The sequence below is a fragment of the Variovorax defluvii genome (assembly GCF_039541515.1).
Taxonomy (GTDB): domain Bacteria; phylum Pseudomonadota; class Gammaproteobacteria; order Burkholderiales; family Burkholderiaceae_C; genus Variovorax; species Variovorax defluvii.
Window position 1 is genome coordinate 64,854 of the sequence record NZ_BAABGJ010000056.1, and the last position, 25,930, is coordinate 90,783.

The following is a 25,930-nucleotide window of genomic DNA, read 5'->3' on the forward strand; positions in this document are numbered from 1 at the left end:
TCATTTCTTCTTCGTCGGGAGCGGCGCGAGTTCGGGCGGCGGCACGAATTCTCCGTCAGGGCCGAGCCCGGCCGGCAACCCCAACCGGGCCGCGAGCGCAGCGGCATCGTAAGGCGCCTGCACCTTCACGTCGTTGTCGAAATAGCAGAAGACCTCGCGCCGGACGCGGTGGGGTGGCGCTCGTAGCGCATGTTGGGCGGAAACTGCCACAGCGTCTCGTCGTGCCAGGCTTGGTACGACTGCGGTCGCTGCAGCGAATAGAAGGAACCGTTGAGTTCGATCACAGCATGGCGCCCGCAATGCAGCAGGCCGTGCCACAGGCAATGGTCGAATACTGAGAAGGCTCAAGCAAGCTGAAGCTTAGCCAGCACTTGATCGCCAAACTCGTCAGGCCACCCCGCGACCCTGGCTTTGATCTGACCGGCGTAGCGGAAGAAGCACGCCGGCAACCCCTTCGGCAGCAAGGAAAGCAGCGCTTGCGGGTTCTTATTGGGATAGCTTCCGTACAGAACGTACAGCGTCGCCAGATGTTCCGATTGTGGCTTGTCGGTGTCTTTCAGATCGCCTGCCTTCGTGATCAAACCACGGAACGCGTTGGCCCCGAGCCGCTGACGCAGGCCCGCGACAGCCTCCTCGAAGCCGAGGTGCTTGACCTCCCTTACTGCCGCATTCATGAGGGAGCTGTCCTTGCCGAACCGGTTTGTTTTCAAGGCTGTCATCAGGAGCTGTTCTGATTCCCGGATGGCTTCGGACGTTGGCGCAGCACCCGGCACATTTTCCACCGACCGTACAGGCCGCCCCGGCTGAACAGCGCTTCGCGCCGGGCGAGCTTGCGAGGACTCCGCGGCACCAAGCGGCTGCAAAATCAGTGCTTCGACGAGTCCCCCGATTTCCGGCCATCGATCCGGTGGGAACGCCCGTAGCCGGCCTTGCTGCTCCTGCAAGACCTCGAGCAGGGGACGATGCACCGCACGTTTCGCCTCGTCGACCACATGCGCGAGCCAGGTGCCATCGTTGGCGCGTGTCACTGCCATGACCAGTGGATCGGTGCCCGTCCAAAGAATGGCTTCCTTTCCTCCGAGGGTATCGAGCCATTGCACGATGGCCTGACTTCGGCCGTCAGCGTAGGGAACGACGTGGGCGTAGGCCTCGGCATTTGGAAAGCCATTGGCGACGCCGTATTCCTTCGCGAACGCCTTGTCGAAGAGTCGGGGTTCGCGGCCCTCCGCCGAATCATCGGCCAAGAGTTCCATGATGGGCTGCCTGCCCAGGATGAAGCCGAAGGCTTCGCAGAGGCGCCGGAAAGGTTCGATCGACAACGCATTCACGTATTTCGACAGCGGATGGTCTGGATTGCCCCGAACGGCCATCCAAACGCCGCCTGGCAAACGGCCGAAAAACTCCGAGAGGTCCTGAACCCAGCGAATGCCCGATGCGTCGTCCGCGGGCAGCGAATCGAGTTCGTAATGCACGCGGGTCCCGTCCTCGTTCTCTACCAGGATCAAGCTCGTAAAGTGCCCCAAACGCTCCTGGTCTCCGTACTCCACCATGGTGTCGCCGTTGTAGACGATCGCGAGATCCAGACACTTCACCAGGAGCGGCATGAGCGCGATGAGTTGCGCGCGTGTCCACCTCACCACTTTCATGCGATGCCCGTCCGGTGCCGCATGCGCGGCAACGTGAAGCAGTTCCATTCCTCGATCAACCGGCTCGGCCGGCATGTTGAAAGGGACCGCTTGAGCCTCCTGGTAGCGCAACCACAGGAATTGATGCCAGCCGTTGCGATAGGCATGCTGCAAGCAGAGCAGGTCTTGCTGCAACTCTCGCCACCGACTCAGCCGCGCACGCGCGTTGGTGGCTGCCTGCACAGCCCGAGAGAGAGTCTGCCCCCTGGAATGTTCGATGGGGCACAAATGCAGCCCAGGGGCCGCGCCTCCCTCCATTTCGCTCACGCTTCTCTTCTTCGACGAAGAGGCAGCGTCCGCTGTGAACGGCACGGGATCCGTCCTTTGCGGCCGCGGCCTCCCCTTCGAGTCCCCGGGCTGTCGGGCGATGAACCCGATGTCCTTCAACTTCTCAAGGGTCGGTGTGTTCACAGGGGGACGACTTCCGTGACCCAACCAGCGCAAACCGGCGCTCACCACAGGCGCGAAAGTGCCATAGAGGTCTTGCGGTGCGTTCGCGCCCAAGGCGAAGGATTGGCCCAGAAGTCGTTCGAATGCATCCTGAATGGCAGTCGCCAGGAACTGCCGCTCCTCGGGCGAGTCAGTCCTCATCGCAAGCAGCTCATCCAGGCAGCGCGCCGACGCGGCCAGCATCAGTGGCACCGCATGTCGCTCGAGTGCCATGCTGCTGCGGATCTGGGCGACGACTTGAGCTTCGACGAACCCGGGCGTCCTGTTGCCATCCCAACGTTCTGGCGCCCAACGCCGAACGTTGTGGTTCCCGGCATTCGCCACCCTTCGAAACAGCTCTTCCCGCACCAGGGACTCGGTCGTCGCAGGGGCTCTTCGCACGATTTCGGCGGCGGCAGACTGAATCAGTGCCCCCACTTCCCGGCTGGACAGGTAGTCGCGGTAGCCGAGCACCTCGCCGACCAACGCATCGATGGAAGCGTCTTGGAAACTTGGAGGGGTCGTGTTGTCGCAGATCAGGCGGCGCAGGGGGCTGGCTCGGAAGCCGTCGCGCAACACCGCCATTTGTTCCGGGCTCAGCCGATTCACGTCGGAGTCGTGCTGCCCCGCCACGAAGCCGATCGACTGCAAAAGCTCCGCGTCCGGTGTTCCCACCGGGTGGGCGTGCGCGAATCCCAGGTGGTCCAGCGCTGCACACACCTCGTGCTGAAAAGCCTCGTACAGTTCCTGCGGCCCGTCCTCCCCCAGCGTGAAGGACTGGTTGAGCAGTTGTTCGAACGCATTCTTGAGGGTATTGCCGAGCTCCACCTTCTGTTGAGATGAGCGCCCTTCCCCAGTCCGAGCTTGTTCCAGGCAATCCTGCAGCCAGCGCGCGGGCGCCATCAGCAAGGCTGGCAAGGCTGCGTTCGAAAGCCATTCTTCGCCCTGCAGCGCTGCAAGCAGGTAGGCTTCCAACGGGCCCGGCGGCCGGCTCAGCCATGGATCGGTCTCCCGCGTCAGACTTCCCAAGCGAAGTTCCGCCATGCAGACGTTATGAAGCCTTTCCGCCTGGGCGTTCAGGTCCGCCTGAGCCAGCCCTCCGGGAATCCGTCGCGATATCTCGATGGCGGCAGCCGTGGCGAGCGACCACACATCGTCGATCGACAGGTATCTGCTGTGGTCGGCCACTTCGCGCCAGAAGGCCATCACCACCGCCTGCGGGTCCTGGCAGCGCGGCGGCTGCTCCAGGGCCAGGGCGCGCAATGGCCTGGCCATGTACTCGGCGCGCAGCACAGCCATTTGCGGCTTGCTCAGCTGAAGCGCCGCGAGCATCGCGTCGTAGTTGATATCGCTGTTGAGATCTGCTTCGACGGCCCTGAGGATGGAGTCACGTTCCTGAGGCGCTGCGAGGCGCAACGCCCACACCGCACCTTGCTGCGCCTGCGCCTCGACGTCCGGCAGTTCAGGATTGACCTGCACAAGCACCAGGCCGTGCGACATGAGCAAGTGTGGCTGGCGACTTCTCGGCGTGAGAGCTTGCTCAGGTGATGGGTACTGACTTTGCCTGCGGCTGGTGGGATGCATGGGACTCTGCTGATTGGTGGCCTCTGCTAGGTACCCCAAAAGGCTGAACCGTTCCCACCCAAGGATCGGCACGCCGAACACAAAACTAGCAAATTCTGAGCACTCGACCGCTTGCCCATGAGGGCGCGCGCCGCCGCGCATGCTTGCATGCATGCATGCGCAATCGCAAGGTACGCCACGCGGCGTGGCGGCTCAGGAAGTGGCCGCTTCGCCGGCGCGCCCGCCCAGCCCCAGGTAGGTGTCGATGATGCGGCGGTCGTGCAGCAACTCGGACGCCGCGCCCTGCAGTGCCACCGCCCCCATCTCCAGCACGTAGGCACGGTCCGCCACCTGCAGCGCGGCGCGCGCGTTCTGCTCCACCAGCAGCACCGACACGCCATGCTGGCGCAGCGAAGACACCACCTGCAGCACCTCGCGCACGATCAGCGGCGCCAGGCCCAGCGAGGGCTCGTCGAGCATCAGCAGGCGCGGCCGCGCCATCAGCGCGCGGCCGATGGCCAGCATCTGGCGCTCGCCGCCCGAGAGCGTGGAGGCGAGCTGCGCGCGGCGCTCGGCCAGGCGCGGGAAGATGGCGAAGACCTCGTCCATGCGCTTTCGCTGGTCGCGCTCGCCGCGCCACCAGCGCGAGAAGCCGCCCAGCAGCAGGTTGTCCTCCACCGGCATCTCGCCGAAGAGCTCGCGCTTCTCGGGCACCAGGCCGACGCCACGCGCCACCATGGCTTCGACGCTGATGCGCGCCATCGGCTCGCCGCCCAGCAGCAGGCGGCCGCGCGAAGGCAGCAGGCCCATGGCCGCGCTCAGCAGCGTGGTCTTGCCGGCGCCGTTGGGGCCGATCACGGTGACGATCTCACCGGCGTCCACGCGCAGGTCGACGTGGTGCACGGCTTCGACGGGGCCGTAGGAGACGCAGAAGCCCTCGAGTTGGAGCAGTGCCGAACTCATGCCGCCTGCTCCACCACCGCCTTGGGCGCCGGTTCGTCGACGCCGCCCAGGTACGCATCCAGCACCTTCGGGTCGGCCTGCACCTCGGCCGGCGTGCCGCGTGCGATCACGGCACCGAACTCCAGCACGGTGATGCGGTCGGCCAGGTTCATCACGAATTCCATGTCATGTTCCACCACGAGAATGCCCAGGCCCTCGGCGCGCAGTTGATCGAGCAGCATGGCCAGCGCGCGCTTTTCCAGGTGGCGCAGCCCGGCCGCCGGCTCGTCGAGCAGCAGCACCGCGGGGTGGCCGGCCAGGGCGCGGGCGATCTCCACCACGCGCTGCTGGCCCAGTGCCAGCGAGCCGGCCGGCACTTCGGCGAATTCGGCCAGGCCGCAGCGTTCGATCTGCCGGCGCGCCTCCGCCAGCAAGGCCGCTTCTTCGGCGCGGTCCAGGCGCAGCATGGAGGCGATCCAGCCGCGCCGGCCGCGCCGGTGCGCCCCCAGCGCCACGTTTTCGATCACCCGGCGCTGGCCCAGCAGGCGCACGTGCTGGAAGGTGCGGCCCAGACCCAGCGCGGCGAACTCGCGCGAGGGCTTGCCGGTCATGGCCTTGTCCATCAGCCGCACCTCGCCCTCGGTGGGATCGTCCACGCCGGAGATCATGTTGAAGAAGGTGCTCTTGCCGGCGCCGTTGGGCCCGATCAACGCGTGGATCTCGCCGGCCTTGACGTCGAGGCTCACCGCGTCGTTGGCCACCAGGCCGCCGAAGCGCTTGGTCACGGCCTTGGCTTCCAGCACGGTGCGGCCGCGCGCGGGCAGGGCCGCTTCGGGGAGTGCCAGCACCCGGCCCGGCGGACGCGGCGCGACCGGCTTGAGGAAACGGCCGCCCAGGCGCGCCAGCGTGGGCCACAGGCCGTCCGCAAAGCGCTGCAGCACCACCAGCATCAGCAGGCCGAACACGATCACCTCGAAGTTGCCGCTGGAGCCCAGCAGGCTGGGCAGGACGTCCTGCAGCTGCTCCTTCAGCAGCGTGATCAGCGCCGCGCCCAGCACCGCGCCCCACAGGTGGCCGGCACCGCCCACCACCGCCATGAAGAGGTACTCGATGCCGATGTTGAGGTTGAAGGGCGTGGGATTGATGAAGCGCTGCATGTGCGCATAGAGCCAGCCCGACAGCGCCGCCATCAGCGCCGCCAGCACGAAGACCTTGATGCGGTAGCGGCCGGTGTCCACGCCCATGGACTCGGCCATCACCCGCCCCGTCTTGAGCGCGCGGATGGCGCGGCCTTCGCGCGAATCCAGCAGGTTGTGCAGCGCCCACAGCGCCAGCAGCAGCACGCCCCAGATCACCACGCCCAGGGAGCGCGGCGAGGCGAGCGAGAGGCCACCGACCACGATCGCCGGCACGCCGGCCACGCCGGTGTGGCCGCCCAGGAACTCGAGGTTGCCGAACAGGAAGTAGAAGCTCAGGCCCCAGGCGATGGTGCACAGCGGCAGGTAGTGGCCCGACAGGCGCAGCGTGATCGCGCCCAGGCCCCAGGCGATGATGAAGGTGACGACGATGCCGAACAGCAGGCCGAGCCAGGGCAGCAGTGCGGGGCTGATGCCGCCCAGCGCGCCGGCCACCAAGGGCGAGGTGCAGATCCAGGCGGTGGCATAGGCGCCGGTGCCGACGAAGGCCGCCTGTCCGAAAGAGGTCATGCCGCCCACGCCGGTCAACATGACCAGCCCCGCGGCCACCAGCGCATAGAGGCCGATGTAGCTGAGCACCGTGACCGAGAAGTCCGGCAGGAAGCCCCACACCGCGGCCAGCGCGACGATGAAGGCGAGCGTGAGATGCCGCCGGGTCATTCCTCGTCCTCCACATGGCGACTCGAGAGCGAACGCCACCACAGCACCGGGATGATCAGCGTGAAGACGAACACCTCCTTGAAGGCACTGGCCCAGAAGGAGGAGAAGGCTTCGAGCTGACCCACGATCAACGCGCCCACCAGCGCCAGCGGATAGCTCGCCAGCCCGCCGACGATGGCGGCGACGAAGCCCTTCAGGCCGATCAGGAAGCCGGTGTCGTAGTAGATGGTGGTGATGGGCGCGATCAGCAGGCCCGAGATCGCACCGATCAAGGCCGCGAGCGCGAAGCTCAGGTCGCCCGAGAGCCCCGTCGGGATGCCCATCAGCCGTGCACCCACGCGGTTGATGGCGGTGGCGCGCAGCGCCTTGCCCACGATGGAGCGCTCGAAGAAGAGGAACATCAGGACCACCAGCACCGCGGTGACCGCGACCACCACCAGGGCCTGGCCGGTGATGGCGACGCCGCCCAGGTCCAGCCGCATCTCGGAGAAGGCCGGCGTGCGCGAACCCTCGGCGCCGAAGAACAGCAGCCCGAGCCCGACCAGCACCCCGTGCAGCGCCACCGAGACGATCAGCAGCGTGAGCACGGTCGCGTCAGCCAGCGGCCGGTACGCGAGGCGATAGAGCAGCGGGCCCAGCGGCACGATCACCGCGACCGCGGTCAGCGTCTGCGCGAACAGGGACTCGGGGCGCAGCAGCAGCACCAGCGCGCAGCTCACCAGCGGCAGCGCCACGCACCAGGCCAGCGTGGAGGCCCAGTCCACCGGCGCGCCACGCTGCCAGCGCCACAGCTCCACCACCAGCGCGGCCACCGCCAGCACCAGCAGCAGCCACAGCGTGGCCGGCACCTTGCCCGCTTGCAGCGCCACCATCGACAGCGCGCTGAAGGCCACGAATTCCCCCTGGGGGATGAAGATGACGCGGGTCACGGAGAACACCAGCACCAGGGCCAGTGCCATGAGTCCGTAGATCGCGCCGTTGACGATGCCGTCCTGCCCCAGGATCAGGGCGATTTGCGAGTCCATGCAGCTCCTCCGGCGCGGCGCGCGCCAGCCCGGCGCGCCGTTCGCGCCGAGCCCGCATGCGCCGTCGCCCGCACGCTTGGCAGTTGCGGATGCTCAGCTCAATCTTGAGGCTGGTACTTCCAGGTGCCGTTTTCGATCTTGACCATCACGCGGGCGCGCTGGTCCAGGCCCAGATGGTCGGTGGGCGACATGGTGAAGATGCCATGGGCGCCGGCCACGTTCTTCACGCCTTCCAGCGCGTCGCGCAAGGCGCTGCGGAAAGCCGGCGTGCCGGGCTGCGCGGACTTGAGCGCGACGGGAATCGCGGCGCTCATGATCAGGCCGGCGTCCCAGGCATGGCCGCCGAAGGTGGACACGCTCCCTTTGCCGTTGGCGGCCTCGTAGGCCTCCACGTAGGCCTTGGCGGACTTCTTCACCGGGTGCGAATCCGGCAGCTGCGAAGCGACCAGCATCGGACCCGACGGCAGCAGCGTGCCCTCGACGTCCTTGCCACCCACGCGCAGGAAGTCGGCGTTGGCCACGCCGTGCGTCTGGTAGATCTTGCCGGTGTAGCCGCGCTCCTTGAGCGTCTTCTGCGGCAGCGCGGCGGGCGTTCCGGAGCCGGCGATCAGGATCGCGTCGGGCCTGGCGGAGATCAGCTTGAGCGTCTGGCCGGTGACCGAAGTGTCGCTGCGGCCGTAGCGCTCGTTGGCCACGATCTTGACCTTCTTCAGATCGGCGGCCTTGGTGAATTCCTGGAACCAGCCCTCGCCGTAGGCATCGGAGAAGCCGATGAAGCCGACCGACTTCACGCCGTTGGCGGCCATGTGCTCGGCGATCGCCAGCGACATCATGATGTCGTTCTGCGGGGTCTTGAACACCCACTTGCGCTTGGCATCCATGGGCTCGACGATGCGCGCCGAGGCCGCCATCGAGATCATCGGCACCTTCTCCTCGGCGACCACGTCGATCATGGCCAGCGAGTTGGGCGTGACGGTGGAGCCCAGGACGATGTCGACCTTGTTCTCGCTGATCAGCTTGCGTGTGTTCGACACCGCGGCGGTGGTGTCGGAGGCGTCGTCCAGCACGATGTAGTTGATCTTCTGCCCGCCGATGGTCTTGGGCATCAGCGCGATGGTGTTCTTCTCGGGAATGCCCAGGGAAGCAGCCGGCCCGGTGGCCGACAGGGTGACGCCGACGTTGACGTCGGCCTGCGCGCCGAAGGCCATGGCGCACAGCAGCGCGACGCCGAGGCGGGTGAAAGATTTCATGTGGATGTCTCCTCAGTTGAAAAAATGGGGTGGGGTGCCGTGCGTTCAGCGCTCGTCGAAGGACAGCACCACGCGCTCGGTCAGGGGATGCGCCTGGCAGGTGAGTATGAAGCCGTTCGCGACCTCATTCTTTTCCAGCGCGAAGTTGCGCTCCATCCGAACTTCCCCTTCCAGGAGTTTCGCACGGCAGGTGCCGCACACGCCCGAGGTGCAGGAGTACGGCACCTCCAGCCCGGCGGAGGACGCCGCGTCCAGGATGCTGGGCTGGCCCTTGGTGAAAGGGATCTCGCGGCTGAGGCCGTCGCGCACAATGGTGATGCGCGCCGTCTCCGCATCGCCGGGCTGGGGCTCGTGCACCACCGCGCCGACCGTGCCGGCGGGCGACTGCGCCAGGCCGAAGCGCTCGATGTGGATGCGCTCCTCGGGCACGCCGGCCGCCAGCAGCGCCGCCTCGGCCTCGTCGTTCATCTGGAAGGGGCCGCACACGTAGACATGGTCGATGCTCTCGGGAGGGACCAGTCCCTGCAGGAACTCCGCGATCTTCTCGCGGTTCATCAGGCCGGCGTTGATCGGCACGTCGGTGTGCTCGTCGGAGAACACGTGCTGCAGCACCAGGCGCGACATGTAGCGGTTCTTCAGGTCCTCGATCTCCTCCTTGAACATCGTGGACTTGAGCTGCCGGTTGCCGTAGATCAGGGTGAAGCGCGAGTGCGGCTCGCGCGCCAGCACCGTCTTCATGATCGAGAGGATGGGCGTGATGCCGCTGCCGCCCGCGATGCCCACGTGGTGGCGCCGCGCCTCGCGATCGAGGGGCACGAAGAAGCGGCCCTGCGGCGCCATGACCTGGAGGGTGTCGCCCGGCTTGAGGTTGGTGTTGATCCAGTTCGAGAACACGCCCTGCTGCACCTTGCGCACGCCCACGCGCAGTTCGCCGTCGTCGACGCCGGCGCAGATGGAGTAGGAGCGGCGCAGGTCCTGCCCGTCGATCTCCTTGCGCAGCGTGAGGTACTGGCCCTGGGTGAAGCCGAACACGCCGCGCAGTTCCTCCGGCACGTCGAAGGAGACGATCACCGCCTCGGCGGTGTCGGGCTCGATGCTGCGCACGCGCAGCGGGTGGAAGATGACGCTCATGTGACGCTCGTGGCTCAGAGGGGTTTGAAGTGCTCGAAGGGCTCGCGGCAATCGAGGCAGCGGTAGAGCGACTTGCAGGCGGTGGCACCGAAGGCCGAGAGCTGCTCGGTGCGGGCGCTGCCGCAATGCGGGCAGGGCACGGGCTGGGCGGCCTGGCGGCGCACCAGTCGGATCGGGACCGCGCCGCCGGGCAAGGCGGGCGCGCCCGGCGGCGCGATGCCGTAGTCACGCAGCTTGCGCTTGCCATCTGCGCTGATCCAGTCGGTGGTCCAGGCCGGGGCGCGGCGCAGGGTCACGTGCGCGGGGCCGAGGCCCGCGGCCTCGACGGCATCGAGCACGCTGCGCTCGATGACCTCGGTGGCCGGGCAGCCCGAGTAGGTGGGCGTGAGCACGATCTCCAATCCCTCGGGCTGCGGCACGACCTCGCGCACGATGCCGAGGTCGCACACCGACAGCGCCGGCACCTCGGGATCGAGCACGGTGCCCAGCACCTCCCAGGCGCGCGCGATGCGGGCCTCGTCGGTCGAAGGCGGGCGCATCGGGGTCATCACCAGGCTCCGCCCGGGTAGGCGCGCTGCAGGTGCTGCATCTCGGCCAGGATGTAGCCCATGTGCTCGCTGTGCACGCCGCGCTTGCCGGTGCTCATGAAGGCCGTATCCGCGGGTATCGCCAGGGTGGCTTCGTCGAGCACGGCGCCCATCTCGCCGAACCAGGCTTCGCGCAGATCGGACCAGGCCGGGCCCAGGCCGCTGGCGCGCGCGGCCTCGTCCACCGCATCGGCCGTGAAGAGTTCGGGCACGTAGCGCCACAGCTGGGCCAGCGCGGCCTCCATGCGCGAGCGCGATTCCTCGGTGCCGTCGCCCAGGCGCACCACCCAGTCGGCCGCGTGCTGCTGGTGGTAGCGCGCTTCCTTGATCGCCTTGCCGGCAATGGCGGCCACCTCGGCGTCGCTGGAGCTCTCCAGCCTCTCCCACATCAGCTTGAGCAAGGTCGCGACCATCGCGTTGCGCAGCACGCTGAAGGCGAAGTCGCCGCGGGGCAGTTCGACCAGTGTCGGGTTGAAATAATCGCGCTCTTCGCGCAGGAAGGCGAGCTGGTCCTCGTCGTGTGCACGGCCTTCGATTTCGCCGGCACGGGTCAGCAATGCGCGCGCCTGCCCCAGCAGATCCAGCGCCATGTTGCTCATGGCGATGTCCTCTTCGAGGATGGGCGCGTGGCCACACCATTCGCCCAGGCGCTGGGCGAGGATCAGGCAGGTGTCGCCCAGGCGCAGGAGGTACTGCACCTCGGGGCGGCGGTCGAGTTCGATCGATGCTTGCATGATGCGGTCACATATGGTCGACGGACTTCGGAAGCTCGTAGAAGGTCGGGTGGCGGTACACCTTGTCCTCGGCGGGATCGAAGTACATGTCCTTGTCGGCCGGGTCGCTGGCCACGATCTGGTCGGAGCGCACCACCCACACGCTCACGCCTTCCTGGCGCCGCGTATAGACGTCGCGCGCCATCTGCACGGCCATCTGCGGATCGGCGGCGTGCAGGCTTCCGCAATGCTTGTGGTCGAGCCCCGCCTTGCTCCGGACGAAAACTTCCCACAGAGGCCACTCGCGTCCCGCGGCCGCGGTGGCCTTTGGCTGGACCGTACTCGACCCCACCCCAACCCTCCCCTCACCAGGGGAGGGCAACGTGCTGCTTTGATCGCTGCTCATGCTGCCAACCTTTCTGTGTGCTCATGCTTTGCGGCATGGGCCAGCGCGGCCTCGCGCACCCACGCGCCCTCTTCCCAGGCCTTGACGCGCGCGCCAAGGCGCTCTCGGTTGCAGGGTCCGTCGCCGCCGATCACGCGCCAGAACTCGGCCCAGTCGATCGGGCCATGGTCGTGCGCCTGGCGTTCCTCGTTCCACTTCAGGTCCGGGTCGGGCAGGGTCACGCCCAGCACCTTGGCCTGCTCCACGGCGGCATCGATGAACTTCTGCCGCAGCTCGTCGTTGGAGAAGCGCTTGATGCCCCAGCGCATGGACTGCGCGCTGTTGGGCGACTGGTCGTCGGGCGGGCCGAACATCATGACCGAGGGCCACCACCAGCGGTTGACCGCGTCCTGCACCATGGCCTTCTGCGCCTCGGTGCCGTGCTGCATCATGGTCAGCAGGGCCTCGTAGCCCTGGCGCTGGTGGAAGCTCTCCTCGCGGCAGATGCGGATCATGGCGCGCGCATAGGGCGCGTAGGAGCAGCGGCAGATCGGCACCTGGTTCATGATGGCCGCGCCGTCGACCAGCCAGCCGATGGTGCCCATGTCGGCCCAGGTCAGCGTGGGGTAGTTGAAGATCGAGCTGTACTTGGCCTTGCCGGTGTGCAGGGCCTCGAGCATCTGGTCGCGGCTGATGCCCAGGGTCTCGGCGGCGGCATAGAGGTAGAGGCCGTGGCCGCCCTCGTCCTGCACCTTGGCCAGCAAAATGGACTTGCGCTTGAGCGTGGGCGCGCGCGTGATCCAGTTGCCCTCGGGCAGCATGCCGACGATCTCGGAATGCGCGTGCTGGCTGATCTGCCGCACCAGGGTCTTGCGGTAGTGCTCGGGCATCCAGTCCTTGGCCTCGATGAAGCCGCCGGCGTCGATGCGTTCGTCGAAGCGCTCTTCCAGCCGCATCTCCTCCGCCGAGCGGACGGCCTTCGGGCCGTCCTTGTCCTTGCCCATGGTGTCCATGGCTTGGGTGTACATGGCTTTTCCTTTCAGGATTTGGAACGTTCGTCGACCACGCGCCGGGCCTTGCCGGTCAGCGTGCGCTCGAGCGTGGCGGGCGGCTGCACCAGCACCGTGGTCGAGATGCCGACCAGGGTCTTCACGCGCTGCTGCACCCACCGGGCGATCTCGTCGCACTCGGCGTCGGTCAATCCGGCCGCGGCCTGCTGCAGCTCGCAGCGCACTTCCACGCTGTCGAGATGGCCCTCGCGGCCGACCTTGATGAGGTACTGGCCCGAGAGCTTGTCGTGCGCCAGCACGATCTCCTCGATCTGCGTCGGGAAGACGTTGACGCCGCGGATGATCAGCATGTCGTCGCTGCGCCCGACGATCTTGCCCATGCGCCGGAAGCTGCGCGAGGTGGGCGGCAGCAGGCGCGTGAGGTCGCGGGTGCGGTAGCGGATGATGGGCAGCGCCTCCTTGGTGAGCGAGGTGAAGACCAGCTCGCCCTCCTCGCCGTCGGGCAGCACCTCGCCGGTCTCGGGATCGATGATCTCGGGGTAGAAATGGTCTTCCCAGACCACCGGGCCGTCCTTGCTTTCGATGCACTCGCTGGCCACGCCCGGACCCATCACTTCCGACAGGCCGTAGATGTCGACCGCGTCCATGCCGCCCTTGTGCTCGATCTCGCGGCGCATCGCCTCGGTCCAGGGCTCGGCGCCGAAGATGCCGATCTTCAGCGAGTTCTCGCGCGCATCCAGGCCCTGGCGCTGGAACTCCTCGATGATCACCTGCATGTAGCTGGGCGTGACCATGATGATGTCGGGGCGGAAGTCGCGGATCAGCTGCACCTGCTTCTCGGTCTGGCCGCCGGACATCGGAATGACGGTGCAGCCGGCCCGCTCGGCGCCGTAGTGCGCGCCCAGGCCGCCGGTGAAGAGACCGTAGCCGTAGGCCACGTGCACGATGTCGCCGGCGCGCCCGCCGGCCGCGCGGATCGAGCGCGCCACGAGGTCGGCCCAGTGCTCGATGTCCTGCTTCGTGTAGCCGACCACGGTCGGCTTGCCGGTGGTGCCGGACGACGCGTGGATGCGCGCCACCTGCTCGCGCGGCACGGCGAACATGCCGAAGGGGTAGTTGTCGCGCAGGTCCTTCTTGACGGTGAAGGGGAACTTCGCGAGGTCGCCGAGCTGCTGCAGGTCGTCGGGATGCACGCCGCGCGCGTCGAAGGCCTGGCGGTAGTGCGGCACCTTGTCGTAGGCGCGCTGCAGCGTGGCCTTCAGGCGCTGCAGCTGCAGGGCGGTGATCTCGTCGCGGCTGGCGGTTTCGATCGCCTCGAGGTCGCCGGGCGCGGGGCGCAGGACGGGCATGGTGTCGTGTCTCCAGTTTCTTGGTTGCTGCGGATCAGGCCGGCGCGACCGGCTTGCCCTTGAGTGTGTAGGAGCGCCCGCGGAACACGGCGACGCGTTCGCCGCGCTGGTTCAGCACCTCCGTGTCGTACACGCCCGTGCGGCCGGCCTTGGACACTTCGACGCAGCGCGCGACCAGCCGGTCACCCTGCCGCGCCGGCGCGATGAAGTCGATGCCGAAGCCGGAGGCCACGGTGACTTCGTTGTAGGAATTGCAGGCATAGGCGAAGGCCGAATCGGCCAGCGCCGAGATGAAGCCGCCATGGCAGATGTCGTGGCCGTTGAGCATGTCTTCGCGCACGGTCATGGCGATGTCCGCGCGGCCGGGCGCGATGGCCTCGATCTCCATCCCGAGGCCGCGCACGGCGCGGTCGTTGGCGAACATGGCGTCGCGCACGCGCTCGGCGGTGCGTTGGGCTTGGGTGTCGTGGCTCATTCGTCGCAGTGGCTGTTCATCGGTCGGTGAATCGGGGCAGGCGCTTGGCGCGGAAGGCCTCGACGCCTTCGCGATAGTCCGCGGCGGCGCCCAGCTCGCGCTGGAGCGCAGCCTCGTGGGCCAGCGCGGTGGGCAGATCGGTCTGCTGCGCGGCGGCCAATGCCTGGCGGGTGGCCACCAGCGCCCGGGTGGGCATGGCGGCGAGGCGCTGCGCCAACTCTTCCACCGTGAGGCTGAGCGCATCGTCGTCCACGCACTTCCAGATCAGCCCCATCTGCGCGGCCTCTTCAGCCGGCAGCTTGTCGCCCAGCATCGCCAGGCCCAGCGCGCGCGCCGGGCCGACCAGGCGCGGCAGCAACCACGTGCCCCCGGTGTCGGGCACAAGCCCGATCTTGGCGAAGGCCTGGATGAAGCTGGCAGAGCGCCCGGCCACCACCAGGTCGCAGGCGAGCGCCAGATTGGCGCCCGCGCCCGCCGCCACGCCATGCACCGCGGCCACCACCGGCACGGGCATGGAACGCAGGCGCATCACCAACGGGGCGTAGAGCGATTCGATCACCTGGCCCAGGTCTTTGGGCGCGGCGCCGGGCGAGAAGTCGGGCGCGACCATCGGGTCGGACAGGTCCTGCCCGGAGCAGAAGGCACGGCCGGAGCCGCCGAGGACCACGCAGCGCACTTCCGCATCCGCAGCGGCCGCGTCGAGCGCGGCCATCAAAGCCGCATGGAGCTGGGAGTTGAAACTGTTGAGCGCTTCGGGCCGATTCAGCCGCAGCGTGCGCACGGCGCCGGACTGGGCGATGAGAACCAGGTCTTCATTCATCGTAAACGGGCATCGAAAGGGTTGAAGATCGGGCTTGGCGGGGCGCTGGCCATGTTCAAATAATTGACCGACCGTTCGGTTGATTATAGGATTTGAGCTCTTCGCTGCAAGCCTTCGTATTGGGTAGTAACCCTGAGCCGAGGGCAAGCCTACCCCTCTTTTCGTACAAACCGCCCAAGGAAATCCCGATGCCTTGTTATGCGCTCGAAGGCGTGGTCCCGGTGGTGGACCCCGGCGCCTATGTTCATCCCACGGCCGTGCTGATCGGCGACGTGATCGTCGGCCCCGGCTGCTACGTGGGGCCCTGCGCGAGCCTGCGGGGCGACTTCGGCCGCATCGTGCTCGAGCGCGGTTCGAACGTGCAGGACAACTGCACGGTCCACGGCTTTCCGGACCAGGACACGGTGATCGAGGAAGACGGCCACATCGGCCACGGCGCCGTGCTGCACGGCTGCGTGGTGCGGCGCGACGCGCTGGTGGGCATGAACGCGGTGGTGATGGACGAGGCCGAGATCGGCGCCGGCGCCATCGTCGCGGCCTGCGCCTTCGTGCCGGCCGGCATGAAAGTGCCGGCGCGCAGCCTGGTGGCCGGCCTGCCGGCCCGGGTACGGCGCATGCTCGGCGACGAGGAACTCGCCTGGAAGCAGGAAGGTACGCAGACTTACCAGGAACTCACACGCCGCTGCCTGGCGGGCATGGCCGAGGTGCAGCCGCTGGCGACGCCGCAGCCGCACCGCCCGCGCATGCAGTGGCCCGACGTTCGCTCGCTCATCGCCACCCGGCGCGGCTGATTCAGCCTGCCTCGCGCGCCGGGGTGGGCCGGTCCGGCAGCTCGACCGTCGCCAGCGCAGGCGGCACCTGCACTGCGCGCACGCCGCCGAAAAAAAGCTCGGCCACCATCTCGCCGATGGCCTCGTGGTCGAGTTCGCGGCCGGGCTTCATCCAGGTGAACATCCAGTTGATCATGCCGAAGAGCAGCATCGCCATCGGCTTGCCCAGCTTGCTGTCGGCGTCTTCGCCGCGCACCTCGGCGATGGTGCGCGCGAAGGCGGCCACCACGCGCCGCTCGACGCCGATGATGCGTTGCTGATCTTCCTCGCGCAGGAAGCGCACGTCTTCGGTCAGCACGCGCTGCGCGTTCTGCGCCATCGCGTACTCGGCGACGAAGCTGCGGATCAGCGCCGCCATCCGCGCCTGCGGCGTCGCGTGCTCGCGCAGCACCTGCTCGACCACGGCCTCGAGGCGCCGCACGTGCTCTTCGGCGATGCGCACCGCGAGGTCGTGCTTGTCGCGCACGTAGTGGTAGAGCGTGGCCTTGGAAACGCCGCAAGCCGCGGCCACCTCGTTCATCGAGGTGCCGGCATAGCCGCGCTGCGCGAACAGCTGCGCCGCATTCGAAAGAATCATTTCGCGCTGGCCGTCGTAGCCAGCCGGGTCACGCACGCGGGCCATCCGGCAGCGTCCTTTCCAGGGGGAGGGTTGTCGTCGTCGACAAGGATGCCCGATGATGGCACGGGCTCTGCACACAGGACAAACCGGGACGGCCGCGGATCAGCGACCGTCGTCGATGCCGTCGTAAACGAAGTGCCAGCCCTGGTAGCTCGGTACCTCTCCCCGTTGCACGGTCGCCTCGCGCGGGGGCGCCGTGCGTATCGGCGATCGGGACGAACTGCTCGCCACGCCCCAGATGCCACCCTGCGGCGCCAGGAGCGGCGTGAAGGGCTGCCCGGTCATGGGGTCGGCATGGAGCCGGCGCAGGTAGCGGCGCGTCACGAGGTGGCGGGAGTCCTTCAGCAGTTCCTCCAAGCGCGCCGGATAGCGATGCTGGCCACCGGGTGCGCTCAGGTAGTAGTCCTTGATGGCCTGGCGGTAGAGCGCACCCACGCGCACGAGCTCGGCTTCTTTCTCGCGCTGCGCCGAGACCGTGTAGACCTCGACGGCCTTGCCGATGCCCAGGGACAGCAGCGCCACCGCGAGCAGCATGAACAGGTAGCCCACGCCTCGCTGCGCCTGGCGCTGGTGTTCGCCTTGCATGCCGGCTACCACGACGCGAAGAGCGTGCCGTCGGTGGCCTTGCCGGGCGCGCCGCTGCGCACGTCGCGCACCACCTTGCGGCCGCCCTCTTCCTCCCGGACCACCGGCACCCAGGTGTCGCGGCGCTCGGTCACCGGGTCCACCGGCATGGCCCGCAGATAGCGCCGCTCGACCAGTTCGCCGAGCGCCTCGGGGTACGTGCCCCTGTCGCTGTAGAACTGGTCGAGCCCGATGCGCAGCGCCGAGAGGTTTTCCTTCAGCGCGGCCTCCTTCGCGACGGCGATCCTGTTCATGTAGCGCGGTGCCACGATGGCCAGGAGCGCCGCGACGATGGCCATCACCACCAGCAGCTCGATGAGCGTGAATCCCAGCTTGCGCTTCATTCGCCTCACCACTGGGCGTACGGCACGCCGTCGAGGCCCACGCGGCCGCTGAGCGACCGGACGTCGTAGACATCGTCCCCCTCCATCGGCCGATCGGCCTCGCTCGCGTACGCGCGCTTGCCCCAGGTGGCGCCCGGCGCCAGCGACATGTCGGGGTTCATGGGATCGCGCGGCACGCGGCGCAGGAAGAAGATCTTGCGGCGGCCCGGGTCCTGGAGGTCCGGCGCGCCCTCGACCAGCGCTTCGAGCGTCGGCGGATAGCCCGTGGCCGTCGCCGAACGGTGCACACGCCCTTCGTCGCCCGCGCGCTTGTAGGCGTCGATGGCGCCGCGGATCTCGCGCAGCGCGGCCCGCAGTGCCTGCTCCTTCTGCCGCTGGATGGACATCTCGGTCAAGGGCACCGCGACCGATGCGAGGATGCCGACCAGCGCCACCGTCACCATCATCTCGATCAAAGTGAAGCCGCGTCTTCGAATCCTCATGGCCCCGCCTCCGAGGGTCGGGTGTCTGCCTCACCGAGGCGGGCAAGCGGCGCGACGCGCAGGGGCCGCACGCCCGTGCTGTCGGCCGTGCCGGAGGCGAACTCGACCACGTGGGCCGGCGGCGTCGCCATCGCCCGGACGATGCGCGGCGTGATGAGCAGCACGATCTCCGAACGGCCGTTGGTCGAGGTCTGGTTGGAGAACAGCCGCCCCACCCCCGGCACCTGGCCCAGGCCGGGAATGCCCGCGGCGTTGCGGTTCTGCTCGTCCTTCAACAAGCCCGCCAGGACCTGCGTCTCGCCGTCGTGCAGGCGCAGCACCGTGTTCGCGTTGCGCGTGCCGATCTGGTAGGCCAGCAGGCCCGTGGTCGACCGGATCTCCTTGACGACGTTGCTGACCTCCAGGTCGACCGCCATCGTCACCTCGCCGTCGACGTGGATCTCGGGCAGGACCTCGAGCTTGAGCCCCACGTCCAGGTAGCTGATCGATTCCGTCGACGCGCTGGAATTCTGGTTGACGGTGGTGGTGATCACCGGCACCTTGTCGCCGATCAGGACCTTGGCCTTCTGCCGGTTGCTGACGCGGATGCGCGGGTTGGCCAGGGTCTTCGCGTCGCTGCTGGTCTGCTTCAGGTTGAGTACCAGCAAAGGGTCCGGCAGGAAGAGCTGGAAGTTGCCCTGGCCCAGGTGCTTCAGCTCGTCGACCGTCAACTGGCCCGGCACGCCGGCCCGGCCGTAGACGCTGGCGGCCAGGCGGTCGGGATACTGGATGCCGGCGTTGAGCAGGCCGTTCTCGTTGACCTCGAGGATCTCGACTTCGAGCAGCACCTCCGGATCGGGCATGTCATAGGTGGCGATCAGGCGCTCGACGGCGGCGATGACCGCCAGCTTGTCGCGCACGATCAGCATCTTGAACCTGTCGTCGACGAACATCGACTGCGGCGCCAGCAGCGTGCGCAGCATTTCCTGGACCTTCTTCGGATCGGCATTCTTCAGGTAGAAGGTCCGCATCACCAGGTCTTCGTAGCGCTTGCGCTTGTCTTCGGTGTCCGCGTAGATCAGCAGGGTCGATTCGTTGAGCACCTTCTTGTTGAGCTGGCTGGTCCGCAGCAGCAGGTTCAACGCATCCTCGACCGAGGTGTTCTTCGCGAAGATGGTGGTCCGGATATCGCCCTTGATGTCCTTGTCGAGCACGAAGTTGACGTTCGAGGTGCGGGAGAGGATTTCCAGCACGGTCTGGATGTTGACGTCGCGCAGCTCCAGCGTCACCGGCTTGCGCAGCGACTCGGCGAGCACGGGTTCGGACACGAGGCCGCGGTTGCGTTCGATCTCGATGTGCTGGCGTTGCTTCAACGCATCGGGCTGTGCGGGGTTGTGCAGAAGCACCTCGTCGAGGGTGCGCAAGGCGGCTTCGGCGTCGCCCTGTTCCAGCGATGATTTCGCCTGTGCCATCTGTTCGGATTCGCGCGCCTCGCGCTCGAGGGCGGCGATGCCGGTGAGCGCTGCATCGCTCTTCGGATCGAGCCGGAGCATTTCTGCGTAGGCCTCCCGGGCCTCCATCGGCTTGTTCTGCGCGACGAAGCGCCGTGCCTTCTGCAGGAGATCGCGCAGCACGCCGTCCCGCACCTGGATGTATTTCAGGCGATGGTTGGCCGGGTCGGTCTTCGCCAGCTCGGCCAGGCTCGCGAGGCCCGCATCGAACCGGCCTTCCGACAGCAGGCGGTCGGCGCGGCGCTCCTCCAGGTAGTTTGCGCATCCTGACAACAGCGCGAGCGCCAGCGCCAGCAGGCACGGCCCGACGATCGAGGCGGGTGAAGATGAAGGGGTCATGACAATTCAGTGGGTCGCGATGGCGCGGATCTGGTTCAGGGGCAGGTAGCGCAGCTCGACCTGCGTGGCGGTGACTTTTTCGACCTTCCAGACGCCGTCGATGGCAGCGCCGACCTCGACGACCTGCGCGTCGTCGCCGACGCCGAGGAAGACGAAGCGGCGGCCGTCCTGATCCAGCCGGCCGAGGTAGCGCATCGCGGGATCGGGCGCCACGGGCTCGGGCGGCGGCGCGATCGCGGTGGGCGGCGGCGGGGCGGGCGGCGGCGCGGGCGGCGCCACGGCGGCCGGCTGCTCGGCTTCGGGGGGCGTCCATGCGTCTTCGGGGGCGCGCACCCACGGCGTGTCGACGGTTACGGCCACCTCGGCAGGCGCCCGCGCCTCTTCCTTCTGCAATGCGGGCGCATCCGCGGCCAACACGCCGGGCGCCTCCGGTTTCATCAGCACCACGACCGTCAACACCGCAGTCAGCCACAGCGCCGCCTGCAGCGGCTTGGACAAGCCCGGTGTCTTCATCGGCGGCTCGCGTCGCCGGATCGGCCCGGCTGGCCGGTTTGGCGGTAGTACAGGCTGGCGTCCAGCCGCACGACCAGGCGGTCCGGCTGTTCCGGCGAAGTCTCCATTGCAATGCGCTCGATCGCCAGGTTGGGCATGCCCGCCAGCAGGCTGTGGAGAAACTTCCGATATGGTGCGTAGCCGGCGACGATCGACATCTGCAACGACAGGCGGCGAACCGGCAACTCAGGCAGAGCGCCGTGCGCGTACTCGACGCGCGACAGCAGCACGCCGCATTCTCCCGCCAGCCCGTGCAGGGTCTGCATCTGCTGCTCGCGAAGCTCGGCCGGCGGCAGGAAGGCCAGGAAGGCATCGACCCGCTCCGACCACCGAGGGGGCACGGCGCGCGGCACGGCAGCGGCGGCCCCTGACCCCCACTGCGAACGCAAGGCATCGATCTCGTGCCGAAGCGGCAGGTTCACGATCAAGGCCAGGCCGGCCCACAAAGCCAGCGCGGCGCAGGTCGCGAAGGCCGGGCCGTCCGCGCACGCCCAGGCGCGCCGCAACACCCATCGCACACGGCCGAGGCCCGCTGCCATGCGCCGCGCTCCAGGGCCTTCGTTGGACGGGAGGACGCTCATCGCTGCCGCCACTCCACCGCCAGCAGAAAGCTCACCGGCTTGCCGCCCGCAGCCGCTTCGGGCTGTGGCTGCCGCGACTCCGACAGCGGCTCGACGCTCTGCCAGGAGGCATCGTCCTGCAGGCGCTGCACGAAATCGAGGAAGGCCTTGCTGCTGTCGGCCTGCCCCGCGATGCGCAGCCGGAAGGCGTCCGCTTCAGGCTGCACGCGCGTGACCGAGGCGTCGTTCCTGATGGCGATCTGCAGCGCGTTGAGCATCGGCTGCCACGGGCGCTGCAAGCCCGCCGCCAGTCTTTCCACCTCGGCCCGCGCCTCGGGTCGCGCGGCCTGCGCCTGCGGGGACAGATGCCTCACGGCGCGTTGCTGCGCTTCGGCCTGCGCCTCGACCTGCGTGACGAGCGCCGAGCGATCCTGCAGGAGCACGTGGCGCTGCCAGAGCGCATGGGCACAGCCGAGTGCGCCGGCCAGCAGGAACATGACGTGGGTCATCCGCCAGGCGGCTCGTGGTGCGAAGTCCATGTTCAACGCCGTGCCCTCCTCCATCAATACACGCCGCACAGCGCGAAGGCATAGCCCGCATCCTCGACTGCCACGAAGCCGTGGCCATCCGCGAGCCTGAGCGCGGCTTCCGAATTCGCACACCCGGTCTCGACAGGGTTCGACGAAAACACCCGCCACGCGGCATCGCCATCGCCGGCAGGCAACGACGCCGCCAGGGTTCCGGTGCAGAAGGGCCGCAGCGCGACCTGCGCGATTTGCCCATGCGCATGGCGCAGCACGAGCTGCCGCTCGCCATCGATCAGCAGCAAGGTGCCGCGCTCCTGCCGCAGCAGCGGCTGGAAGCGCGCCCACACGACTGCAACGGCCGGCTCGATGCGCGCCAGGCGGCAGCCGGACGCGCTCGCGTGCGCACCGATCTCCGCCACCAGGGCATGCGGCACGAACGCAGCCAACTGGGCGTGGCCGTACACCGGGCCGGCGAAGCGCGCCGCGAACAGTCCGGGGTCTTCCCTGAACTGCTGCTCGAACGAGGCCGCCGCCAGCACGTCGCGGAAGCGCGGATCGGCGAGGTCGGGCGTCCACGGCAGCAGGAGGTAGCGCACTTCCGACGCGCCCAGCACCCACTCCAGCGAAGGCCTGCGTCGACGCGCCTCGCGCGCCGCTTGCCCGATCCATTCGGCGAGCGAGGCCATGGCCAACTCGCGCGCACCGGGTTCGAAACCAAAGCGTGCCTTGCGAAGCACCCGCGCCCCGCGCCCCCGGCCCTGCACCTCACACGCCGCCAAGGCGCCCGATGAGAGGTGGACGCGGATGCGAGACCTACGCCACGAAGGTGACACGGTTGATCTCCTGCAAGGTGGTCTGTCCCAGCCTGACGGCCTCCAGCGCCTGCTGCCGCATGAGGACCATGCCTTGGGCGCGCGCGGCTTCCTTGAGCTGCGCGATCGGCGCCTGCCTCAGGATGAGTTCACGCAGGGCGTCGTCGAGCACCAGCACCTCGGTCAGCGCGCGGCGCCCCTTGTAGCCGGTCGCGCGGCAATGGGCGCATCCCCTGCCCTGCCGAAGCGCCTGCCCTGCGAAGGCGCCACGCGCCAGGCCGGAGGCCTGCAGCAGCGCGTCGTCCGGCTCGCAGGCCTCACTGCACCGCGGGCAGTTCAGCCGCACCAGCCGCTGCGCCACGACACCGTTCAAGGCCGTGACGAAGCTGTACGCGTCCACGCCCATGTGCCGGAAGCGGCTCAGCACATCGAAGACGCTGTTGGCGTGCACCGTCGTGAACACCAGGTGGCCCGTCAATGCGGCCTGCACGGCGATCTCCGCCGTCTCGCGATCGCGGATCTCGCCCACCAGGATGCGGTCCGGGTCGTGGCGCAGGATCGAGCGCAGGCCCTTGGCGAAGCTCAGCCCCTTGCGTTCGTTGACGGGGATCTGGAGCACGCCCGGCAACTGGTATTCGACCGGGTCCTCGATCGTGATGATCTTGTCGTCGCCGCGGTTGATCTCGCTCAGCGTCGCATACAGCGTGGTGGTCTTGCCGGACCCGGTCGGCCCCGTCACCAGCAGCATGCCGTAGGGCTGGCTCGCCAGCTGGCGGATGGTGCGCTGCGCGGCGGCATCGATGCCCAGCAGGTCGAGCGTCAATTGCGCCAGCTCCGCCGTCAGCGATTGTTTGTCGAGAATGCGCAGCACCGCGTCCTGGCCGAAGAGGCCCGGCATGACCGACACGCGGAAGTCGATGTCGCGGCCGCCGAGGTTCACCGCGAAGCGCCCGTCCTGCGGGATGCGTTTTTCGCCGATGTCGAGTTCGGCCATCACCTTCAGGCGCGAGATCACCTGCTCGGCCATGCTGGCATCGGGCAGGTGCCGCGCCTGCGACAGCACGCCGTCGATGCGGTACTTGATGACCAGGCCCTGCGGCGTATTCTCGAAGTGGATGTCGCTCGCGCCGCTCTTGTGCGCGTCGTAGAGCGTGGAGTTGGCCAGGCGCACCACCTGGCTTTCGTCCCGGGCGATGGACTTCAGCGTGATTTCTTCGTTCGCCGTCTGCGGGGACCCGGCGTGCTCGAGCCGGAGCACCTGCGCGATGGCCTGGCCATGCGCTTCCAGCCGCGACAGCATCGCCTTGAGTTCGACCGGATGCGCCAGCGCCAGCGTGAACGCGCCCGGAATCTTGAAGCTGGCCCAGGTGCAAAGCGCTTCGTCGAGCGGATGCGCGCTCACGAAGTGGCGGACATCCTGTGCGTCTGCCACCAGCAGGCACTCGCGTTCCAGGCATTCGCCGTAGCTCAGCGATGAGAAGTCCGGCGTCATCGTGCTCAGCTCGCCGAGCGTGAGGGTGCGCGGTTCGGCGGCGCTGGTGGCGTCTTCTGCGCTCATTGCAGATTCCCCGCCAGCTCGAAGATCGGCAGGTACAGCAGGATCACGATCCCGCCGATGGCCAGGCCGATGACCAGCATCAGCGTCGGCTCGAACAGCCGCGTGAAGCGGTCGATCCAGTGCGCCATCTCCGCGTCGTGGAAGGCGGCGGCCTGCTCCAGCATCTGCGCCATCTGGCCGTTGCGTTCGCCCGCGCGCAAGAGGCGCAGCGCGACCGAAGTCGTCAGCGCGGCCGACTGCAGCGCATCGCTCAGGGCGCGGCCCTGCTTCACCTCCAGCGTGGCCGCACCGGCGGCACCGCGAAGCGAAGGCGGCAGCAGCGCCTGCGCCATGCCCAGCGCCTTCGTGACGGGAATGCCGCCGCTCAGGAGCAGCCCGAGCGATCGATAGAAGCGCGACATCTGCAGCAGCCGCAGGCGTTCGCCGATCCAGCGCATGCGCTGCAGGGCCGCGCCCAGCCTGCCGCGCACGCCCGGCTGCGCGGCCGCGACCAGCGCCGCCCCACAGGCCGCGATCGATACCGCGACGATCGGCGCCCAGTGCGCCGACGCGAATCCGCCCCACTGCATGAGCCAGCGCGAGGCCAGCGGCAGGCGCTCCTCCATGCCCTCATACACGCGGCTGAAGCGCGGCACCAGGAAGCACAGCAGGAACAGGGCCACGGCCGATCCCACCACGCAGAGCATGGCGGGGTACAACGACGCGCTGACGATCTTCCGGCGGATCGCACCGAGCTGATCGTGGTAGCGCAGGTAGCGCTGCAGGGCATCGGCCAGTTCGCCCGTGTGCTCGCTGGCTGCGATCGAAGCCACGAACAGCTCCGGGAAGATCGACGGGTACATCCGAAGCGCCGTGGAGAAGGCCTGCCCTTCCTGCATGCGGCGCACCAGTTCGCCCAGCACCTGGCCTGCACGTGCGTGCCGCTGCTCGCGCTCGGCCAGCGTCTCGAGGATCTCGATCAGCGACAGGCCGGCGTCCAGCAGGCTCGAGAGCTCGTGCGCGAACAGGGCCAGATCGAAGCTGCCGCCGCCCTCGCGGCCGGGCCTGAAGCGGGCGGCGAATGTCGATGGCGCGCCGAAGAGGCCATCACCCAACTGCGCGGCGCTGAGCTTGACGATGCCGCGCACGTAGTTGGCCTCGATGTTGGAGGCTCGCAGGAGCTGCACCATCAGGCTGGCCTGGTCGTGGGCGGTAGCTTGGTTGTCGAGAACCGCACCCAGGGCGCCCTTCTGGATGCCGAAGACTGGGTAGTACTCGACGTTGTTGCGCACGTACTGGTAGATGAGGTCGGGGTGATTGCGCAGGGACCGGGCGAGCTCGGTGATGGAGGCCGGGCCCAGGGGGCTGGCGTCGCCGGAGATCTTGGCGCCCCTCGTGGAGAGCTTGCTGGTGGTGGTCGTGCGCGTCGCAGTGATGCCCTGATTGACGTTGGCCGGAAGGACTCTGGAGGACAGCACGCGCTCGGCATCGTCGAAGGTGACGGGGGCCATGTTGGCGCGCAGGACGCCGGGGGCGGGAGCGAACTCGGTGGTGCTCGTCGTTGCGGTGGTGCCAGCGCCACGGGCGGAGATGCCGGACTCCTTGGCACCGTCCTTGACGGCCTCGCGTCGCACAGGGTCCTTGGTGCTGGGCAGGTCTGCGGGTTGGTAGTTCAGTGCGGGCTGGCCGGAGGTGAAGCTCAACGCACTGCCCGAGCGCGTCGTCGTGCTGGAGGACGAACGCTGGCTGATATTGGATCTGGTCCCCGCATTGGTATTGGTGTTCGCATTGGCAGCAGGCACACCAAGCGCAATGGAAGGCGCAGGCGCGGCAGTCTTGCGCGCAATGCCACTCTGGATCTGTGCGGCAGCAATGCCGCTTGCAAGCGATGTGGCAACAGCCACGACAACGGCGCAGGCGCGCGCGAGCTTGGGCATGGAAACCCCCTGAAGGTTTTTTAGTTGGAGAACTGGCTGCACGCAGCGCGCGTGCAG

The 25,930-nt window shown here is 68.1% G+C and carries 27 protein-coding genes; 2 read left to right on the forward strand and 25 right to left on the reverse strand.

The features are described 5' to 3' along the window. The 14 genes from ABEA07_RS16810 to ABEA07_RS16875 all read right to left on the reverse strand — a co-directional run bounded on the left by ABEA07_RS16810 (position 1) and on the right by ABEA07_RS16875 (position 15,220). Entirely contained in the window at positions 1–210 is a 210-nt protein-coding gene (locus ABEA07_RS16810) for a hypothetical protein (protein WP_345539258.1), read from the reverse strand. A 134-nt stretch (positions 211–344) separates the two neighbouring features. After that, entirely contained in the window at positions 345–3,698 is a 3,354-nt protein-coding gene (locus tag ABEA07_RS16815) for a hypothetical protein (protein ID WP_345539259.1), read from the reverse strand. Positions 3,699–3,890: 192 nt separating this feature from the next. Beyond that, positions 3,891–4,640, reverse strand: coding sequence for an ABC transporter ATP-binding protein (locus tag ABEA07_RS16820; RefSeq protein WP_345539260.1), 750 nt, complete (start codon positions 4,638–4,640; stop codon positions 3,891–3,893). After that, on the reverse strand, positions 4,637–6,475 hold the full coding sequence (locus tag ABEA07_RS16825; protein ID WP_345539261.1) for a branched-chain amino acid ABC transporter ATP-binding protein/permease: 1,839 nt from the start codon (positions 6,473–6,475) through the stop codon (positions 4,637–4,639). Before ABEA07_RS16825 ends, ABEA07_RS16820 begins: the two co-directional genes overlap by 4 nt. Beyond that, on the reverse strand, positions 6,472–7,500 hold the full coding sequence (locus ABEA07_RS16830; protein WP_345539262.1) for a branched-chain amino acid ABC transporter permease: 1,029 nt from the start codon (positions 7,498–7,500) through the stop codon (positions 6,472–6,474). The genes ABEA07_RS16825 and ABEA07_RS16830 overlap by 4 nt, the downstream gene beginning before the upstream one ends. A gap of 98 nt (positions 7,501–7,598) precedes the next feature. Further along, positions 7,599–8,750, reverse strand: coding sequence for an ABC transporter substrate-binding protein (locus ABEA07_RS16835; RefSeq protein WP_345539263.1), 1,152 nt, complete (start codon positions 8,748–8,750; stop codon positions 7,599–7,601). A gap of 45 nt (positions 8,751–8,795) precedes the next feature. After that, positions 8,796–9,881, reverse strand: coding sequence for a 1,2-phenylacetyl-CoA epoxidase subunit PaaE (paaE, locus tag ABEA07_RS16840; protein WP_345539265.1), 1,086 nt, complete (start codon positions 9,879–9,881; stop codon positions 8,796–8,798). Between the two features lie 14 nt (positions 9,882–9,895). Then, on the reverse strand, positions 9,896–10,429 hold the full coding sequence (paaD, locus tag ABEA07_RS16845) for a 1,2-phenylacetyl-CoA epoxidase subunit PaaD (protein ID WP_345539266.1): 534 nt from the start codon (positions 10,427–10,429) through the stop codon (positions 9,896–9,898). Beyond that, positions 10,429–11,202, reverse strand: a complete 774-nt coding sequence (gene paaC / locus ABEA07_RS16850) for a 1,2-phenylacetyl-CoA epoxidase subunit PaaC (protein WP_345539267.1) — start codon at positions 11,200–11,202, stop codon at positions 10,429–10,431. Before paaC ends, paaD begins: the two co-directional genes overlap by 1 nt. Positions 11,203–11,209: 7 nt before the next feature. Continuing rightward, positions 11,210–11,533, reverse strand: a complete 324-nt coding sequence (gene paaB / locus ABEA07_RS16855) for a 1,2-phenylacetyl-CoA epoxidase subunit PaaB (protein WP_345539356.1) — start codon at positions 11,531–11,533, stop codon at positions 11,210–11,212. Between the two features lie 50 nt (positions 11,534–11,583). After that, positions 11,584–12,594 carry a 1,2-phenylacetyl-CoA epoxidase subunit PaaA gene (paaA, locus tag ABEA07_RS16860; protein ID WP_345539268.1) on the reverse strand — a complete coding sequence of 337 codons (1,011 nt, stop codon included), beginning with the start codon at positions 12,592–12,594 and terminating at the stop codon, positions 11,584–11,586. Between the two features lie 11 nt (positions 12,595–12,605). Then, complete coding sequence (paaK, locus tag ABEA07_RS16865) at positions 12,606–13,925, reverse strand: phenylacetate--CoA ligase PaaK (RefSeq protein ID WP_345539269.1); 1,320 nt, start codon at positions 13,923–13,925, stop codon at positions 12,606–12,608. Between the two features lie 34 nt (positions 13,926–13,959). Continuing rightward, positions 13,960–14,400 (reverse strand): hydroxyphenylacetyl-CoA thioesterase PaaI, encoded by a 441-nt coding sequence (gene paaI, locus ABEA07_RS16870; RefSeq protein ID WP_345539270.1) that lies wholly within the window; start codon positions 14,398–14,400, stop codon positions 13,960–13,962. A 16-nt stretch (positions 14,401–14,416) separates the two neighbouring features. After that, positions 14,417–15,220, reverse strand: a complete 804-nt coding sequence (locus ABEA07_RS16875; protein ID WP_345539271.1) for an enoyl-CoA hydratase-related protein — start codon at positions 15,218–15,220, stop codon at positions 14,417–14,419. A gap of 188 nt (positions 15,221–15,408) precedes the next feature. On the opposite strand from ABEA07_RS16875, the gene ABEA07_RS16880 reads away from it, so the two are divergent. Next, positions 15,409–16,011, forward strand: a complete 603-nt coding sequence (locus tag ABEA07_RS16880; protein WP_345539273.1) for a phenylacetic acid degradation protein PaaY — start codon at positions 15,409–15,411, stop codon at positions 16,009–16,011. A gap of 1 nt (position 16,012) precedes the next feature. Here ABEA07_RS16880 and ABEA07_RS16885 read toward each other — a convergent pair whose 3' ends face one another. The 11 genes from ABEA07_RS16885 to ABEA07_RS16935 all read right to left on the reverse strand — a co-directional run bounded on the left by ABEA07_RS16885 (position 16,013) and on the right by ABEA07_RS16935 (position 25,639). Then, positions 16,013–16,672: a TetR/AcrR family transcriptional regulator gene (locus ABEA07_RS16885; protein WP_345539275.1), complete on the reverse strand. Its 660-nt coding sequence runs from the start codon at positions 16,670–16,672 to the stop codon at positions 16,013–16,015. Positions 16,673–16,771: 99 nt separating this feature from the next. Next, complete coding sequence (locus tag ABEA07_RS16890; RefSeq protein ID WP_345539276.1) at positions 16,772–17,254, reverse strand: type II secretion system protein; 483 nt, start codon at positions 17,252–17,254, stop codon at positions 16,772–16,774. Positions 17,255–17,259: 5 nt separating this feature from the next. Continuing rightward, positions 17,260–17,637, reverse strand: coding sequence for a type II secretion system protein (locus ABEA07_RS16895; RefSeq protein ID WP_345539278.1), 378 nt, complete (start codon positions 17,635–17,637; stop codon positions 17,260–17,262). A gap of 5 nt (positions 17,638–17,642) precedes the next feature. Next, a complete protein-coding gene (locus tag ABEA07_RS16900; protein ID WP_345539280.1) occupies positions 17,643–18,119 on the reverse strand; it encodes a type IV pilin protein in 477 nt (158 codons plus the stop codon). After that, positions 18,116–19,948: a secretin and TonB N-terminal domain-containing protein gene (locus ABEA07_RS16905; protein ID WP_345539282.1), complete on the reverse strand. Its 1,833-nt coding sequence runs from the start codon at positions 19,946–19,948 to the stop codon at positions 18,116–18,118. The genes ABEA07_RS16900 and ABEA07_RS16905 overlap by 4 nt, the downstream gene beginning before the upstream one ends. A 6-nt stretch (positions 19,949–19,954) precedes the next feature. Beyond that, the gene (locus ABEA07_RS16910) at positions 19,955–20,461 is read right to left on the reverse strand and encodes a hypothetical protein (protein ID WP_345539283.1); all 507 of its coding nucleotides are present in this window, start codon (positions 20,459–20,461) and stop codon (positions 19,955–19,957) included. Further along, positions 20,458–21,039, reverse strand: coding sequence for a GspMb/PilO family protein (locus ABEA07_RS16915; RefSeq protein ID WP_345539285.1), 582 nt, complete (start codon positions 21,037–21,039; stop codon positions 20,458–20,460). Before ABEA07_RS16915 ends, ABEA07_RS16910 begins: the two co-directional genes overlap by 4 nt. Positions 21,040–21,077: 38 nt before the next feature. Beyond that, positions 21,078–21,599, reverse strand: a complete 522-nt coding sequence (locus ABEA07_RS16920; RefSeq protein WP_345539286.1) for a hypothetical protein — start codon at positions 21,597–21,599, stop codon at positions 21,078–21,080. 23 nt (positions 21,600–21,622) lie between these two features. Further along, on the reverse strand, positions 21,623–22,273 hold the full coding sequence (locus ABEA07_RS16925) for a hypothetical protein (RefSeq protein WP_345539288.1): 651 nt from the start codon (positions 22,271–22,273) through the stop codon (positions 21,623–21,625). A gap of 127 nt (positions 22,274–22,400) precedes the next feature. Next, entirely contained in the window at positions 22,401–23,957 is a 1,557-nt protein-coding gene (locus ABEA07_RS16930) for a GspE/PulE family protein (RefSeq protein WP_345539289.1), read from the reverse strand. Then, on the reverse strand, positions 23,954–25,639 hold the full coding sequence (locus tag ABEA07_RS16935) for a type II secretion system F family protein (RefSeq protein ID WP_345539291.1): 1,686 nt from the start codon (positions 25,637–25,639) through the stop codon (positions 23,954–23,956). Before ABEA07_RS16935 ends, ABEA07_RS16930 begins: the two co-directional genes overlap by 4 nt. Between ABEA07_RS16935 and ABEA07_RS16940 the strand changes: the two genes are divergently transcribed. Next, positions 25,629–25,886 (forward strand): hypothetical protein, encoded by a 258-nt coding sequence (locus ABEA07_RS16940; RefSeq protein WP_345539293.1) that lies wholly within the window; start codon positions 25,629–25,631, stop codon positions 25,884–25,886. The genes ABEA07_RS16935 and ABEA07_RS16940 overlap by 11 nt on opposite strands. Positions 25,887–25,930 lie beyond the last annotated feature (44 nt).

Coding starts and splice junctions, on each gene's coding strand:
- ABEA07_RS16815 (WP_345539259.1), bottom strand. CDS start 3,698: ATGCATCCCACCAGCCGCAGGCAAAGTCAGTACCCATCACCTGAGCAA.
- ABEA07_RS16820 (WP_345539260.1), bottom strand. CDS start 4,640: ATGAGTTCGGCACTGCTCCAACTCGAGGGCTTCTGCGTCTCCTACGGC.
- ABEA07_RS16825 (WP_345539261.1), bottom strand. CDS start 6,475: ATGACCCGGCGGCATCTCACGCTCGCCTTCATCGTCGCGCTGGCCGCG.
- ABEA07_RS16830 (WP_345539262.1), bottom strand. CDS start 7,500: ATGGACTCGCAAATCGCCCTGATCCTGGGGCAGGACGGCATCGTCAAC.
- ABEA07_RS16835 (WP_345539263.1), bottom strand. CDS start 8,750: ATGAAATCTTTCACCCGCCTCGGCGTCGCGCTGCTGTGCGCCATGGCC.
- paaE (WP_345539265.1), bottom strand. CDS start 9,881: ATGAGCGTCATCTTCCACCCGCTGCGCGTGCGCAGCATCGAGCCCGAC.
- paaD (WP_345539266.1), bottom strand. CDS start 10,429: ATGACCCCGATGCGCCCGCCTTCGACCGACGAGGCCCGCATCGCGCGC.
- paaC (WP_345539267.1), bottom strand. CDS start 11,202: ATGCAAGCATCGATCGAACTCGACCGCCGCCCCGAGGTGCAGTACCTC.
- paaA (WP_345539268.1), bottom strand. CDS start 12,594: ATGTACACCCAAGCCATGGACACCATGGGCAAGGACAAGGACGGCCCG.
- paaK (WP_345539269.1), bottom strand. CDS start 13,925: ATGCCCGTCCTGCGCCCCGCGCCCGGCGACCTCGAGGCGATCGAAACC.
- paaI (WP_345539270.1), bottom strand. CDS start 14,400: ATGAGCCACGACACCCAAGCCCAACGCACCGCCGAGCGCGTGCGCGAC.
- ABEA07_RS16875 (WP_345539271.1), bottom strand. CDS start 15,220: ATGAATGAAGACCTGGTTCTCATCGCCCAGTCCGGCGCCGTGCGCACG.
- ABEA07_RS16880 (WP_345539273.1), top strand. CDS start 15,409: ATGCCTTGTTATGCGCTCGAAGGCGTGGTCCCGGTGGTGGACCCCGGC.
- ABEA07_RS16885 (WP_345539275.1), bottom strand. CDS start 16,672: ATGGCCCGCGTGCGTGACCCGGCTGGCTACGACGGCCAGCGCGAAATG.
- ABEA07_RS16890 (WP_345539276.1), bottom strand. CDS start 17,254: ATGCAAGGCGAACACCAGCGCCAGGCGCAGCGAGGCGTGGGCTACCTG.
- ABEA07_RS16895 (WP_345539278.1), bottom strand. CDS start 17,637: ATGAAGCGCAAGCTGGGATTCACGCTCATCGAGCTGCTGGTGGTGATG.
- ABEA07_RS16900 (WP_345539280.1), bottom strand. CDS start 18,119: ATGAGGATTCGAAGACGCGGCTTCACTTTGATCGAGATGATGGTGACG.
- ABEA07_RS16905 (WP_345539282.1), bottom strand. CDS start 19,948: ATGACCCCTTCATCTTCACCCGCCTCGATCGTCGGGCCGTGCCTGCTG.
- ABEA07_RS16910 (WP_345539283.1), bottom strand. CDS start 20,461: ATGAAGACACCGGGCTTGTCCAAGCCGCTGCAGGCGGCGCTGTGGCTG.
- ABEA07_RS16915 (WP_345539285.1), bottom strand. CDS start 21,039: ATGGCAGCGGGCCTCGGCCGTGTGCGATGGGTGTTGCGGCGCGCCTGG.
- ABEA07_RS16920 (WP_345539286.1), bottom strand. CDS start 21,599: ATGGACTTCGCACCACGAGCCGCCTGGCGGATGACCCACGTCATGTTC.
- ABEA07_RS16925 (WP_345539288.1), bottom strand. CDS start 22,273: ATGGCCTCGCTCGCCGAATGGATCGGGCAAGCGGCGCGCGAGGCGCGT.
- ABEA07_RS16930 (WP_345539289.1), bottom strand. CDS start 23,957: ATGAGCGCAGAAGACGCCACCAGCGCCGCCGAACCGCGCACCCTCACG.